The organism is Legionella spiritensis, assembly GCF_900186965.1.
GTDB lineage: Bacteria > Pseudomonadota > Gammaproteobacteria > Legionellales > Legionellaceae > Legionella_C > Legionella_C spiritensis.
Window position 1 is genome coordinate 2,096,330 of sequence record NZ_LT906457.1, and the last position, 15,221, is coordinate 2,111,550.

Here is a 15,221-nt window from a genome sequence, read left to right on the forward strand (position 1 = left end):
AATCAACACTCGGAGCTTCGCAGCTCATTGGCATCCTGCATTTTTAATGTCCGTTTGAGCAGTTGCGTATAAATTGGCGGGTTTTTCGCCAATTGAACAATGGTTGTCGATGTCAGGCAACTGACCATCATCGGTAAAATCAATGAATAATTCTGTGTCATTTCAACGACCAGAACTATCCCGGTAACCGGCGCACGCACCGCGGCGGAAAACAGGGCTCCCATTCCAGCCACGGCGAACATACCCGGATAAATCTCGGCATCGGGCAAAATCCAGGCCAACCCCTGATAGACCGCCAGTCCCAACAATGTCCCCAGAGCCAGCATCGGTGCAAAAATACCACCCGGTACACTGGTACTGTAACAAAGCATCGTTGTGAAAAAACGGATGACGGTGAGGATGAGTAATACACGCATTGTGGGAGACATGGTCAGGGCTTCATGAATGATTTCATACCCTCCTCCGACCACTTCGGGATAGTAACAAAACAACGCGCCGACCAAAGCACCTGCTCCCGATACGTACAACGCCTGCCCCCTGTTGGAAAGCTTGTCTTTCAGATAAAGGGTCTTCATCAGAAAAACATTGAAAAACAATCCGGCAAATCCAATAATGATTCCTAAAATAAAAAACAACCATAGTGCTTTGGACCCAGGCATCTCAAACACGGACATGGCAATGGCAGGCGCCGTCCCGATAATCAGATGAGTCGTGATGGTTGCCATCACACAGGCAATGGCGACCATTTTGAAATTGGTAAAGGTAAAATTAAATTCGTTACGCATTTCCTCAATAACAAAAAGAACACCGGCCAGAGGCGCGTTAAACGCGGTAGCAAGACCGGCTGCCGCTCCGGCGGCAATCAGTGTATTGCGCCTTTCACGCTGAACCCGCATCATTTCGCCAAGCATTTCCCCAAGATTACCGCCCATTTGAATAGTCGGACCTTCCCGGCCAAGCACCATTTTCGCACTGATGGCGGCAACCCCTGCGATAAATTTGACGGGAATCAGGCGCCGCCAGAAAATACCGCGTTCGTGCAATAAAACGCCTTCAATCTCCTGTACCCCGCTTCCGGAAGCTTCAGGCGCGAATTTTTTAACCATCCACCAGGCGATAAAAGCCAGGATCGTGGAGAAAAAAACCGACGGCAACACCTTGTCAACGCCATGCGCCGTAGCCCAGCCAAAAACAAGGAGCAACCCATGATCCAGGAGCTTGATGGCCACCCTGAAATACGAACCGACTATACCGGTGAGTATGCCTAGCAGAATGGAAATCCCGTATATTTTAAGAATTTTATTTGCCATATTGACCAACCAGGAGCATAAGGTTATTAATAATTCGCAAACCGGCCTGATTGGGCATGGATAAAATTGTTTCTGGGTGAAACTGCACCGCGCTGACGGGCAAAGTCTTGTGAGAAACAGCCATAATTATTCCATCCCTGGTTACTGCCGTCACCTTGAGTGATTCCGGCATTTGTTCGGAGCGGGCAAACAAGGAGTGATACCGACCCGCTGTCATGGAAGATCCCAGACCGGCAAACAAGCCGGATTCTTCCTTAATAATAATTTCGGACGCCTTGCCATGCACAGGATATGACAACACATCCAGTTTACCACCAAAATATTCCACGATCCCCTGTAAACCAAGGCAAACCCCGAACAGGGGAATATTGCGTTCAAGAACCTGGGCTATGGTTCGAGCGACATTAAAATCAGCCGGCCTGCCGGGGCCTGGAGATAAAACAACCAGATCGAAATCCTGCTTCTTCATATAATCGGAAACGTGCTCCGATCGTACGGTCAATACTGTAGCGCCGGTCTGACGAATATAGTTCGCCAGAGTATGCACAAAAGAATCCTGATGATCCACCAAAAGCACCGTCTTTCCCGCTCCGGGATGATCAAGCGCTTGAGACGCCGCTTGTTTACCATGCCCGGGGCGTAAAACGTCCAGAAACGCAGACGCTTTTAAATGCGTTTCCTCTTCTTCCGCCTTGGGATCAGAATCATAGAGAAGTGTGGCGCCAACCCTGATTTCAGCTATCCCCTGCTTGATACGTACCGTTCGTAACACCAGACCCGTATTCAGATTTCCGTCAAAACCGAACCAGCCTACCGCCCCGGCATACCAGCGCCGGGGGGATTTTTCATGCTGCTCAATGAAATTCATGGCCCACAGCTTGGGAGCGCCGGTCACGGTCACGACCCACATATGGGTTAAAAAGGCGTCTACCGCGTCAAACCCTTCCCGCAAGACACCCCGTACATGATCGACGGTATGGATGAGGCGAGAATACATTTCTATCTGGCGACGACCTATAACCTGAACACTGCCCGCCTCGCAAATCCTTGATTTATCATTTCTATCTACGTCGGTACACATCGTCAGTTCCGACGCTTCCTTTTCCGACTCGAGAAGAATCTGGATGTTTTTCGCATCCTCCATGGCATCACCGCCGCGTTTGATCGTTCCCGATATGGGACAGGTCTCCACTTGCCTGCCCTGTACACGTACATACATTTCCGGTGAGGCGCCAACAAGATATTCCTCATCGCCCAGATTCAGAAAAAATCCATACGGAGACGGATTGGATTTTCTCAACTTGCGAAAAATAGCCGATGGCGCCTCCTCGCAATGGGTATAGAACGTCTGACTGGGTACTACCTCAAACAAGTCCCCCCGGGCAAACCGCTCCCTGGCTATCTCCACAATACCGGCGTATTCTCCGGGCGCATGATCAGCGCTATTTTCCGGTTTGTATTTCGGTGTATAGGGAACAAACACCCCTTCCCTTGGCAATTCCCGGGTTGATTTACCCTGGTACTGGAAATCATAGCGGCGAATAAACGCTTCTTCCTTACGATGATTGACAACATAAATTTCATCGGGCAAATAAAGAACCATATCTCGTTGATCGTCTTGCCGCTTCTTGCATTCATTCAGCGTTTCAAACTGGAAAATCAAATCATACCCGAACGCGCCGTACAGACTTAAATACGTTTCATCAGGCGATCGAAAAAACGCCAGTAACGCGCGAAGGACTGTAAACACAGAAGGCTGGCGGCTACGTTCCTCTTCACTGAACACTGTCCGGGAAGAATCTACGTTCAATTGCAATTGTTGCCTGGTCCGGCTTACAACCGTGAACTGTCCTGAGTCGGTGAGCGCGGCCGATACCATTTGCAATACGATCTCGCCGCGTTTGTTCAGAGCCTGAAAAAAAATATCCTGTCGTTTGCAAATAATGGCCAGGGGCGGATTGCAAAATCCGATGTCCCAACAGGTGTAGCGCCCCGGGTATTCAAAATTCGACGCAAACAACCCCCCTCTCTGTGAATCCAGTTGTTCAATCAGGGACTCTATGGCATTTTCGTAAGCAAGCGACTGCTGTTCATACTCGATGTAGACGCCACCCTCTGTTTTTATCTGCTGTAATACCAACGTCCGGTTCACCGTAAAAAATAGAATGTCATCATTTTACTTTAAAACGAATACTCTGCAAGATTGATTCCATGCCAGCGCGTGAAAACGGTAAAAAAGAACGGTAGCCCACAAGGAGGCCTGCGGCCGTATTGCGGGTTTGATGTGCCAATTATGAACGTTTTCCCGCATTTCGGCTTTGCCTTCATGACGGCTACAAAAAAGGGACAAATCACCCACCTTTTTTTGCAGCCGATACAAAGATAAGTACCAGAGCTATACACGTCGAGTTTGCGACAAATTGGTGTTATAATTTTTCATTTTTATGGAGTATTAATGAGCATCTCCAGCGAAGAACTGAACGCGATTGCAGAGCTGGCCTGCCTTGACACCGAAGAAAAGGACCGTCTTTCCCTCACCGCGGAAATCAATGCCATTATTGATTTTGTACAACAGCTTCGGCAAATGGACACCGGTAAAACAGCCCCCCTGTTCCATCCCTTTGAACAACATCAGCGATTGCGAAACGACGAAGTCACAGAGGGCGATTGCTCGGCCCAGCTGGCTGAAATAGCGCCACTTTTTGATGATGGGGTCTATTTAGTCCCCAAAGTGATCGATTCAGGAAAATAACATCATGCTATCCTTGCGCGAGATACATTCACAGTTACGGCAACGCAGCATGTCCAGCGTCGAACTGACCCGGCATTATCTGCAACAAATCAACGAGCATAAACACCTTAACGCCTTTATTTCCATAGATGAGGAAAGCGCCCTGGCCCAGGCCGCTGTGGCAGACAAACAATTGCGCATGAACCAGCATGGTACGCTGACCGGAATTCCCATGGCGCACAAGGATATTTTCTGCACGACATCCTTGCCGACCACTTGCGGCTCAAAAATGCTGGCCGATTATCGTTCGCCCTATCAGGCTGCCGTGGTCAACAATATTCAACAACAAGGCGCCATCGTGGTGGGCAAAACCAACATGGATGAATTCGCCATGGGTTCCTCCAATGAAAACAGCTATTTCGGTCCGGTCAAAAATCCCTGGGACACCACTCGCGTACCCGGAGGTTCCTCCGGAGGTTCAGCCTGCGCCGTCGCCGCCGGACTTATTCCGTTTGCGACAGGTTCGGACACCGGCGGTTCTATCAGACAACCGGCGTCGTTCTGCGGCATTTCCGGCATAAAACCAACGTATGGCCTTGTTTCGAGATTTGGTATGGTCGCTTTCGCATCCAGTCTTGACCAGGGAGGCCCAATGGCCCGAAGCGCCGAGGATCTGGCCATTGTACTACAGGCTATGGCCGGTTTTGATGAGCGGGATTCAACCTCCATCAATCGGGCAATTCCTGATTACTGCGCCGCACTGGATACTCCCGTCCCAAAACTGCGCATCGGTTTGCCGAGCTGTTTTTTTAATGACAACGTGGATGCCGGCGTACAAAAAGCCATCCGGGAGGCCGTTACGGTGTTTCGTCAGGCCGGAGCGGACATTATTGACATGGATTTAAAGCTGCAACCGCTTTGGGTACCTTGTTATTATGTGATTGCCTGCGCGGAAGCGTCCTCTAACCTGGCCCGTTACGATGGCCTGCGATTCGGGCATAGAAGCCCCGCTGCCGACACTCTTCGTGAGTTAATCGTGCGGTCGCGCAGCGAGGGATTTGGTGTCGAAGTCAAACGAAGAATCCTGACGGGCACCTACGTACTATCCTCCGGGTATTTCGACGATTATTACCTGCAAGCCCTCAAAATCCGGCGACTGATCAAAGACGAACTGCAGAACGCCCTGTCCGGGGTTGATGTTATCCTTGGCCCGGCAACCCCTGCCTGCGCTTTTAAAATCGGTGAAAAAATATCCGATCCCGTACAAAATTACCTCGCCGACGTGTTTACCGTCGCCGCCAACCTCGCCGGCCTGCCGGCCATGTCGATACCGGCCGGATTTAGCGATGGCTTACCGGTAGGCATGCAGCTGATCGGCTCTCATTTCAGTGAAGACCGGTTGCTCAATATCGCTCATAGCTTCCAGCAAATGACTGACTGGCATAAAGCCTGTCCAAACAAACGAGGTTGATCTATGAAATGGGACACTGTTATCGGATTGGAAGTGCACGCCCAGCTAAAAACCAAATCCAAATTATTTTCAGGGGCGGCAACGGATTTTGGAGCAAAGCCCAACACGCAAACCTGTTTTATTGACGCAGGATTGCCGGGTGTATTACCGGTTCTCAATCAAAAAGCCGTTGCCATGGCGATTCAGTTTGGTTTGGCTATAAATGCCCGCATCAATAGCCACTCTTATTTTGAGCGTAAAAATTATTTTTATCCCGATTTGCCCAAAGGTTATCAAATCAGCCAATTTCAGGCTCCCATAGTCAGTCAAGGCCAACTGGCCGTCGACAGGGGTAACGGAAACGTTACCATGGTGGAGATAGTAAGGGCTCATCTGGAAGAGGACGCCGGAAAGTCCCTCCACGACCTGCAAAACGATGTTTCCGGTATTGATCTGAACAGAGCCGGCACGCCTCTTTTGGAGATTGTGACGGCACCCTGTATTTATTCTGCCGAAGAGGCCGTACAATATCTTAAAACGCTTCATCAACTCGTTCGATTCCTCGGGATCTGTGACGGCAATATGCAGGAAGGTTCCTTTCGCTGTGACGTCAATATTTCTCTAAAACCCCATGGTTCCAAGAAGTTAGGCACACGTACGGAGCTAAAAAATCTCAACTCGTTTCGTTTTATAGAAAAAGCGATTCTTTATGAACAGGCCAGACATCAGGATTTGCTGGAACAGAATCAACCAATCATTCAGGAAACCCGCCTGTTTTGCCCGGTCACGGAAACCACGCAGGTTTTACGCAGCAAGGAAAATGAAAACGATTACCGCTATTTCCCCGATCCGGACTTGTTACCCGTAGTCATCACTCAGGAACAACTGGAAGAAATAAAACGCAATATGCCGATATTGCCTGCAGAAATCAAAAACAACCTGCAGCAATCGTCTGTCCGCCTGCAAGACGAGGAGATCCAGTTTATACTGGCAACACCAGCTAATTTCCATTATTTCGAACAAGTCCGCAATCAAACGGACGCCGATGAAAAAACCATTATAAACTGGCTTAAAGGGCCTTATGCGGCTGCACTAAACGAAAATAATCTATCGTTTGACGAACCACCTGTTCCTGCAAGGGAAATGGCCGGCCTGTTAAATCACTTACACAACAAAACCATTTCCAACGCCATAGCCCGCCAGATATTCGATAAATTATGGCGTCAGGAAGGTCGTGTTGATGACATTATTGCCAAAGAAGGTTATCGGCAGATTGACGATGAGATCTTACTGGATTCTATTGTGCAAACCGTTGTCAACCAATATCCGCAACAGGTTGCGGAATATCGTGGCGGCAAGGAAAAAATACTCGCCTTTTTCGTAGGGCAGGTTATGAAGCAAACCAAAGGCCAGGCTAATCCGGAACAAGTCAATCAATTATTGAAACACTATCTGGGGCCTGGCGATAAACCCCAGGATTCGTGAACAAAAATGTCCGGGCATCATGTTTTTACAAAAGAGCAGGCGTTTCCCGCATTACAGCGAAGCCTTCATGGCGGCTACATATTTCTTGTAAAAGAACCGTAGCCCGTAAGGAGGCCAGCGGCCGTATTGCGGGTTTCATCGTTCAATATTGTCCCAAGAGAAAAGGGGCGCGCCCAAGTGAACGTTAATCGGTCGCTCTTTGTCCCCGGCAAGTTTCCGTTTACAAGAGTAAGCCGCTGACAAGCGGCTTACGTATTATCGAATTATGGATTAATGATAAGGTTTCACAACCACGGTTGTACCCACATCGATAAAGTTCTGACTCAACCACCTTGCCGCACTGGGTAGAACCCGAACACAGCCGTGACTGGCATTATAGTTGGGTACCTCGTAAGCGGCATGGATGGAATAACCGCCGTGGAAATGCATACAGTAAGGCATTTTTGCCCCGCCGCCTGTCTCTATAGGATAAAGACTTGACGTGCAATCCGGTCCTTTTTTGGAGTAAACACGGAAGGTACCGGTGACGGTATGACAACCCCGCCCAATGTCTTCACAAAAATCTTTCCCTCCCGACGCCCTGCCGGTTTTCACCCGATTGCCTTGTGCGTCGTAAGCAGCCCAGGCCGTGGCTTTGGGATCAAAGATAAAAACCTTGCGCCCGGTTGCCTGTCTTTTGTCAGGAAAATAACTACTACCCTTATTATCCATACTGTGATGCACAGTATAGTGTGTATTGCCCGCATCATCGACGATGGCCTCGCGGTTCATTGAAGTACAAGCTGCAGTCAACACACAACATGGTCCAATGATTAATAGTTTGTTCATTGGTCAATCCTCCCTCTTTTTTTTATTTATCGGGAAGATTCTGAATAAGTTTAGAACTTTTTAATTATTTTTTTATCTTGTTGAATTTTATAAATTCTTTTTGATCATTTTTTATCTAACAAAAGCGCTTTGGGTAACAGAACGAGAATGGCCAGTTCAAGCTGCTCGTCGGTACATTCAAAACATCCGCCACGTGACGGCATCGCATTAATACCCTCGCTGGTGTTCGCCAGCAATTGCTTCAGCCCTTTTTTAATCCTCGGCTGCCAGTCGTTTGTCGCCTGGGCTTTGGGAGCCCCGAGCTCGATGAGAGGCTTGGGAGCATGGCAGGTGGCGCAAAATTCTTTAACAATTTGTTGCCCCTCATCCTTGCTTCCCTTAATTTTTGCCAGAAACGTCTCGGGATTATGGGTAGCGGCCAGGGCTGCAGTGTTAAAAAAAAACGTCGGCAGCGCCAGCAGCCACACTGAAATTACAAAATACATACTCACCTCAAAAAATTGGCTTGTCTCTTGCATGGGCTTGCAGCGTATCATCGTTTATAAAAGCAGCGGATAGATACGCGAAAAAATATAAGGACGGATGTGATGTTACAACGATTATTGTTTACCACCTTACTCTTTTTTACCATGTCAGGATTGCAGGCCCGGACGGTTCAATCGCTCATTGTACTGAAAGATCGCGTGGAACAACACCTGTTAAACAAGCTTGCCGGACAATATGAGGGAACCATTAAAGTGACGGCGGATACGCCCGATCCCCGATTACAATTAAAACAATGCGCCGATGATAAACTGCAAATCTTCAACCCCTATCAAACCGCTCTGCTGGGTTCCACGACAATAGGGGTTCGGTGTCAGGAGCCTGACAATCACTGGACACTTTATATACCCACTCGCATCACTATTGAAAAACCGGTCGTTGTCGCCAAAAATAACCTTTTAAAGGGCGAGGTCATCAAGAAGGACGACTTGCATCTGGTTCCCATGGATATCAGCCTGCTAAAACTGGGTTATTTCACAGATCCCGGGCAAGTTGCGGGACAGATTGCCAAACAGGCCGTGAATCAGGGCAGTTATTTAATGCCCTCGACGCTGGAAGCCGCCAGGATTATTCGTAAAGGGCAGGAAGTACGCATACTGGCAATCAGCAACAATCTCAAGGTCTCCATGAAAGGGATTGCCCTGAGTGACGGGGCACAGGATGAATTGATAAAAGTCAAAAATCTGTCATCCAAACGAATTATTGAAGGCAGAGTGTCTAATAAAAATGAAGTACACATCACTCTGTAACCAGGGTAGTGACTTTTTATTTATAATGTGATAGTTTAAAATTTAGCCGAAGTATATTAAAGATTTTGCAAAAGGAGCCGATAACTATGGAGAGTGTACTTGAGAGAAAAGTTATGGTTAATTCTGTTAATGACTCCGGTAATTTCAAATTCATAGATCCTGACACCAAATTACCGCGCGCCGATACCCGGGCCAAAGAGTCCGTGACAACAGAAGCCAGCACCGTTAGCCTGAGCGATGTGTCGCAACAGATTTCGGCCCTGAAAGAGATGGTTTTAAACAGTTCCGAGATTAATTACGATCGTGTTCAAATGCTCAAGGAGCAATTGGACGCAGGACGCTACCAGATTCTAAGCAGTCGTATTGCCGAACGCATGTATAGCGACTTTCAACTGGCCTAAACAGGAATTTACATGACCGACGTACAAAAGGATTTCATCAGTTTACTGGAGCATGAAATTGCGCTTGCCGACTCCTTGATCAAGGTGCTGGAAGAAGAAAAAATCGCCCTGACGGAAAGGCAATTTGAACAACTCGAAAACCTGTCAGAAACAAAGCAGTCGCTTGCCGGTCAACTGGAAGACGCGCAAAAGCGGTTAATGCAACTGGTAGGTCAGACGGACATAACACGATATAAACAATCGCTGCATGATTTTCTAATAACCTGCTCTCAGGAATGCGCCGATAAAATCAATGTGCTAAATAACGAATTTGCTGAAAAACTCAATCTGTGCCGGGAAATTAACCTCGTTAACGGCCAGGTGATCACATCCAATCTCGTAACCCGCAGAGAGATTGTCAGCGCCTTGACCGGCCAGGAAAACGCAGGGAAACCAGATACGTATACCGCCTCAGGCAATGTGAAGCCAACAGCCGGTTCCATCCGCCATCAAAAAGCGTAAACAGAACAAAAATAACATTCCACGTAGCCCGTCATGAAGGCAAGGCCGTAGGTTCTGTGCACTTATCTTTTGTCGAAGCGAAAATTGAGATAATTTAGCTCAAAATTTCGCTTGAATGAGGAGAATAGCCAGCCCTATTTGACGAATTCAAGCGAAATTTTGAGCAAATTAATCGCAATTTGCAGCCGATAAAAGATAAGTGCACAGAGCCTAATGCGGGGTGATATACATTTGTATACATCCGAGCAGGATATTTGGCATGAAACCCGCAATACGGCTTACGGCCTCCTTGCGGGCTACCATCCTGGACTCAATGAATTTGTTTTAAAGTATTACCCGGCGACACCTGCGGCTGTTCTTTCCCTTTATCAGGAACAACGGGTGCGACCATGCCCTCCGGCACCAACCCTTTCACTCTCATTTCACCATTTCCGGGCTTCACAGCTTGTCCATTGGCTTTTTTGCATCGAACCGTATGGCATTTCATTTTGCAGACGCCGTCTACGCAGCCGTAACACCCCCAATCAGCCCAGCAGCAGGCCCAGTTTCCGGATTCACCACTGATCCACTGTCCGCCGGATAATTGACACACTCCCTGTAAATCACCGTTTCCACCGGATTGTTGTTGCGCCATACCCGAAGAAACAGAGATCATAAAAAGGAAAGGCACCACGATACCAGCAATTATTCTATTCATGATCACGTCCTCCTGTGATACGAATGGGAAGGCTCGGCAAGTCCATTACCGCTTCTTCCAAGCATAGTCGTTGTTTTCAATTCAGGCAAAATACCACCAACGAGTGCCCAGGCGGAAAGCCGCTGAATATTTTTTTGGAGGGTACCGATGAATGGCCTGGTACTAGCGCGCCAACGGATACTATCCAACTGATCTGCGATTGATCTTATTTTGTAATTAATGTATTATTATTGGCCTTATTAACGAGCCTATAAAACCATGTCTAAAAATTCGCTGTTTCATTTCCTTGATTCCCTTCATGATCCTGACATTGATCCGACAAAAAAACCCAATATTCCTTTTAAGGTCGTAAAAAAAGGCCGCCAACATGAAAAGCGTTATTTTTTAATTGCCCTGCCCGGACATAAAGAATCAGGCATCAGGGACGATGAGAAAACCTATACCCTGCAAGATCATCATATCAGTATCTATCAGGCGCAATACAACAGCATCCAGGCGTTAAGCCAATATCATTATACGGCCACTTTCCTTGACGATGAGGGTAACACCTGCAAGCTGCATGTTTATTTTAATGACAACGATACCCAACATGGCGATCCCGTTGTAACCATGACTCGCAAAAACATCCATGAAAAGAGACAAAAAGAGATTCCGATTACACCAGGCGACCATCTGGCGCAGCAATTTTCCATGCTGGCGGAACAATCCGTAAAAGGGCCTGTCTCATTATTAAAAACACAACAAAGTGACATTAAAAATCAACTGATAGAAAACTATGAACGCTATGAGCAACAGGCAACGGCGCTGTCTTCTGATTTGAAAACCAACTTTGATGAATACTTACGCCATCTGGACATATTAATCAAGATTACGCATCATTTAGGTTATGTCACCGAGGACAGGCATTATCCAGCGATTAATAAAACGTTTATGCAGAGAAAAGCCGCACTTTTGGCAGACAGTGCAACGTCGGACAGCAAGAAACAATCGCCTGGAAAACCAGGGAAAACAAACGATAAACCGGGAAAAGCACAGGCAACAAGCCGAAAACAATCCGCCCCAAAAAAACAACCAACACCCCCTAAATCGAATGCAACAAAGGAATACGAACAAAACATTCATCATTTACTTAAGCGCTTTCATGAACTTGATAAAGACGATTTGGGATCCCTCCCGTCGGAACTTATTGATATTCAGGATCAAACCTCGAAAATGCTGGCCTTACTGGAATTTGAACAGCCGTCCGTGCGCCTGTCTGCGTCCAGTCTGGAACGGTTGATTACCCTGCAAACGAGTCTGAAACATTACGGAAAATCATTATTTACCCAACTCCTGGCAGAGAACCGCTATGATCTCGCCGGCTTAACAGGCACCAGTTATCACTGCATTGATGAATCCATTCTGGCTGAAGCCCTGAAAACCGGCAATTCCGCCCTTCTCGATTTTGCGCTGACGTATGGAAAATTCTCCATCAATAGTCAGGCTATCGACATTGACGGCCAACGTTATAAAAGTGCTGTGCATTATTGCTTCTCCAACCATAGCAAAAAACACCCCCTGGTCGATTGCCTCTCGGTGTTAATCAAGCACGACGCGTCATTAATGGTGACAAGCAAGAACGGCCTGCCGATAGTCAACAACATCTTGTCGTCTTCCGCAACCAACCATCCGCTTTGCCAGGCGCTTGAAGCGAATAGAGAAAAAACGCTTGATTCACGCTCTTTTTATCTGAAACTGGCAAACACCCTGCACCATTACCTTTCGACTCACAACGATATGGCCTCAGGCAAAAAAGAAAACATCATGAGGGATATCGATTTTTATCAATCCCGCGCCGAACAAAATGGCTTGATTTCCACAGACCCAGGCAGGATGGCCGTGATACATAATACAAAAGCCCGCTGGATGAGCAGTCTGCCCACCACGGGTTTTCCGCAAGATTTGCTGGAAGATAAAGACATTCAATTGCTCTGTGTCAGGATAGAGATGCTGAGCAAAAGTTTCTTTGCAAATCTGGAAAAAGCGGAACAAAACGCCGTCAAAAAGTTTTTTGCCAATTTGCCGGAATCACCGGCGTTGATAGAAGCCGAGCAGTTGAAAAAAACATTTTCCGAACTGCCCGATGCAAAGACTCGCAAGGCGTTTGCCCTGCTATATCTGCAAGATTATGTCTCCATGTGGACTATTTATAACAAAATAAGTACCACCATCTTCCAATTCAAATACGAGAAACCAGGCGAACGCGTCGTGAAGCAATTACATAACGATCTAATCCGAATGGATAAAGAAAACAGGGTTCTGCAAAAAAGATACGAGACGATAGAACAGGCGTTGCATTATTTTTACGACCTTCCGAACAAGAATAATAGCCCAACAACCGCATCATCACCCGTATTTGCGGAACAATCCGGCCCCACGTTTTTCCAACCGGCGCCGGATAATAATTCCGGCCAGCAAGGGAAAAACCCAGTTAGCGCCCCTGCCGTAATCCCGGATCTTTCATAAAAAACAATACAAGGCATTATATAATGCCGGACGCGCCGCACACCAAAGAAGTAAACGCGATGAACATGCCACTGCGCCATCATCAGATCCGGCACACATGGCACACCGCTTTTTCACAAACGGTCAAGCCGAATCTATGGAATGCCAACTGGAATTGATCGGTGGATTAGGCAAGTAAAACAAGACGGGTGATTTGTCCTTCTTGTAGCCCGTCATGAAGGCGAAGCCCTGAGGAATCTCGACATTTTTTTGCACAAAAAATGGAAGTGCCTGTGTTTTTGTGATCAAATTCAGATTACCTCGATCTGCCCCCTCTCCCGCGCCAGGAATTTGAGTAGTACGATGATATTTTTTCGCGGGATGAGGGTTGGGGAGAGGGGGCTGAGCAAGGTAATCTGATAGTAAGTAGAGGTCTTATCAGGCGAACACTGTTAAAAATACAGGGATATGTATTTTTAACAAAAATATGTCAGGATCACTCAGGGCTTCGCTGCATGCGGGGTAACGTTCCTAATTGGCACATCAAACCCGCAATACGGCCAGAGGCCTCCTTACGGGCTACTGATCGTTTGTAGGGGACCATTTTGTTCGCGGAACCTGAAACGCCTCAACGAGCCTGCATTCGCAAAGCGCCGTCCAGACGGATCACCTCGCCGTTGATCAGTTCATTTTCAATAATATGAGCGGCCAGACTGGCGAACTCATCCGGACGGCCTAACCGTTTGGGAAACGTCACGGTCGCGGCCAGATTCTCCTGCACCTCTTGCGGCATGTTCAGCAGCAGGGGTGTGGCAATGAGTCCGGGAGCTATGGTGTTGACACGAATGGCGTGTTGGGCCAGTTCCCGGGCCGCCGGCAAGGTCATGGACACCACCCCGCCCTTGGAGGCGCTGTACGCCATTTGCCCTATCTGCCCCTCGTACGCGGCAATGGACGCCGTGTTGATGATCACCCCCCGCTCCTGACTGGCGGGATCAATAGCCAGATCCAGCATGGCGGCGGCCACCAGACGCATCACATTAAACGTACCGATCAGATTAATGTCAATCACCTTTTTGAAATCGGCAAGCGGCATGGGGCCGTCCTTGCCGACCATACGTTTAGCCGGTGCGATGCCGGCACAATTTATCGCGATACGCGGCACGCCGACCTCTGCGATGGTTTTTGCCAGGGCTTGTCCGACTTCCTGCTCCGAGCTGACGTCACAGGCAATCGCCGCGGCACAGTCGCCGTCATGGAGGGGGGAAATATCCCTGTCCCAGATCACCACTCGCACACCTCGCTCCCCTAGCCAGTGCGCACAGGCGTTTCCCATACCCGACGCGCCGCCGGTTACCACCGCAACTTGATTATCCAGATTCATAACGATTTCACCTTATTCTGATTTCATATCCAATGCTATCGTAAATACGCTTTACTGAGTGCCTTAAACTCTGGCGTTCCCGCCTTCTCCACCCATTCAAAAAAAACCATCTCGGAAGTAATCAATTCCGCACCGGCCTGTTTCATTCGTTTAAGACCGTATTTCACATCATGTTCATGACGGCTGCTGACTGCATCCACCACAACATAAACCTGATAGCCCGCCTCCAGTAAATCAAGCGCCGTCTGCAACACACAGACATGGGTTTCAATACCGATTAACACCAATTGATTTTTATCAAGCTCGCGCAGCTTTTCCTGGTAATTTCGTTCCCGCCAGCAGGAAAAATGCACCTTGGCCACGGACGCTCGGCTATGTTGCAACGGCGCCACCGTCGCGCCGAGGCCGCCGGGATACTGTTCACTGGTGAGCACGGGAACACCCAGTTCATCGGCCAGTTTCATAAGCCACTGGCAACGGGCAATCATTTTTTTGGACTCAAGGACATAAGGCGCCAGCTTTTCCTGAACGTCAATTAACAGCACACAGGAATCATCCTTTTTTAAAAGCATGGGTCTCTCCGTTAAAAAGGAACATCTCATCTCAAACAAAGCCTTCTGTCAAATGGAATTGACAATAACAGGAAAAACCTTTTACA

The 15,221-nt window shown here is 48.0% G+C and carries 14 protein-coding genes; 7 read left to right on the plus strand and 7 right to left on the minus strand.

What is annotated here, in order from left to right; translation table 11 throughout:
- Positions 1-2: 2 nt before the first annotated feature.
- A complete protein-coding gene (gene clcA / locus CKW05_RS09410) occupies positions 3-1,310 on the minus strand; it encodes a H(+)/Cl(-) exchange transporter ClcA (protein WP_058482901.1) in 1,308 nt (435 codons plus the stop codon).
- A complete protein-coding gene (locus tag CKW05_RS09415; protein WP_058483006.1) occupies positions 1,300-3,450 on the minus strand; it encodes an anthranilate synthase component I in 2,151 nt (716 codons plus the stop codon). Before CKW05_RS09415 ends, clcA begins: the two co-directional genes overlap by 11 nt.
- A 315-nt stretch (positions 3,451-3,765) precedes the next feature.
- On the opposite strand from CKW05_RS09415, the gene gatC reads away from it, so the two are divergent.
- The 3 genes from gatC to gatB are packed head-to-tail and all read left to right on the plus strand — an operon-like array spanning position 3,766 to position 6,976.
- Positions 3,766-4,062, plus strand: coding sequence for an Asp-tRNA(Asn)/Glu-tRNA(Gln) amidotransferase subunit GatC (gatC, locus tag CKW05_RS09425; RefSeq protein WP_058482903.1), 297 nt, complete (start codon positions 3,766-3,768; stop codon positions 4,060-4,062).
- Positions 4,063-4,066: 4 nt separating this feature from the next.
- Positions 4,067-5,512, plus strand: a complete 1,446-nt coding sequence (gatA, locus tag CKW05_RS09430) for an Asp-tRNA(Asn)/Glu-tRNA(Gln) amidotransferase subunit GatA (protein ID WP_058482904.1) — start codon at positions 4,067-4,069, stop codon at positions 5,510-5,512.
- Positions 5,513-5,515: 3 nt separating this feature from the next.
- Positions 5,516-6,976, plus strand: coding sequence for an Asp-tRNA(Asn)/Glu-tRNA(Gln) amidotransferase subunit GatB (gatB, locus tag CKW05_RS09435; protein ID WP_058482905.1), 1,461 nt, complete (start codon positions 5,516-5,518; stop codon positions 6,974-6,976).
- A 270-nt stretch (positions 6,977-7,246) separates the two neighbouring features.
- On the opposite strand, the gene CKW05_RS09440 is transcribed toward gatB, so the two are convergent.
- Complete coding sequence (locus tag CKW05_RS09440) at positions 7,247-7,804, minus strand: L,D-transpeptidase (protein WP_058482906.1); 558 nt, start codon at positions 7,802-7,804, stop codon at positions 7,247-7,249.
- 104 nt (positions 7,805-7,908) lie between these two features.
- Positions 7,909-8,289, minus strand: a complete 381-nt coding sequence (locus tag CKW05_RS09445; protein WP_058482907.1) for a c-type cytochrome — start codon at positions 8,287-8,289, stop codon at positions 7,909-7,911.
- Positions 8,290-8,391: 102 nt separating this feature from the next.
- Between CKW05_RS09445 and flgA the strand changes: the two genes are divergently transcribed.
- The 3 genes from flgA (at position 8,392) to CKW05_RS09460 (ending at position 9,998) form a co-directional block, all read left to right on the plus strand.
- Positions 8,392-9,096 (plus strand): flagellar basal body P-ring formation chaperone FlgA, encoded by a 705-nt coding sequence (gene flgA / locus CKW05_RS09450; protein WP_058482908.1) that lies wholly within the window; start codon positions 8,392-8,394, stop codon positions 9,094-9,096.
- Positions 9,097-9,182: 86 nt separating this feature from the next.
- Complete coding sequence (gene flgM, locus CKW05_RS09455) at positions 9,183-9,497, plus strand: flagellar biosynthesis anti-sigma factor FlgM (RefSeq protein WP_058482909.1); 315 nt, start codon at positions 9,183-9,185, stop codon at positions 9,495-9,497.
- Positions 9,498-9,509: 12 nt separating this feature from the next.
- Positions 9,510-9,998 (plus strand): flagella synthesis protein FlgN, encoded by a 489-nt coding sequence (locus CKW05_RS09460; protein ID WP_058482910.1) that lies wholly within the window; start codon positions 9,510-9,512, stop codon positions 9,996-9,998.
- Between the two features lie 310 nt (positions 9,999-10,308).
- Here CKW05_RS09460 and CKW05_RS09465 read toward each other — a convergent pair whose 3' ends face one another.
- The gene (locus CKW05_RS09465; protein WP_058482911.1) at positions 10,309-10,695 is read right to left on the minus strand and encodes a hypothetical protein; all 387 of its coding nucleotides are present in this window, start codon (positions 10,693-10,695) and stop codon (positions 10,309-10,311) included.
- A gap of 258 nt (positions 10,696-10,953) precedes the next feature.
- Between CKW05_RS09465 and CKW05_RS09470 the strand changes: the two genes are divergently transcribed.
- Positions 10,954-13,200 (plus strand): hypothetical protein, encoded by a 2,247-nt coding sequence (locus tag CKW05_RS09470; protein ID WP_058482912.1) that lies wholly within the window; start codon positions 10,954-10,956, stop codon positions 13,198-13,200.
- 607 nt (positions 13,201-13,807) lie between these two features.
- Here CKW05_RS09470 and CKW05_RS09475 read toward each other — a convergent pair.
- Positions 13,808-14,563: an SDR family NAD(P)-dependent oxidoreductase gene (locus CKW05_RS09475; protein WP_058482913.1), complete on the minus strand. Its 756-nt coding sequence runs from the start codon at positions 14,561-14,563 to the stop codon at positions 13,808-13,810.
- A gap of 35 nt (positions 14,564-14,598) precedes the next feature.
- Positions 14,599-15,135, minus strand: a complete 537-nt coding sequence (locus CKW05_RS09480) for a hydrolase (RefSeq protein ID WP_058482914.1) — start codon at positions 15,133-15,135, stop codon at positions 14,599-14,601.
- Positions 15,136-15,221 lie beyond the last annotated feature (86 nt).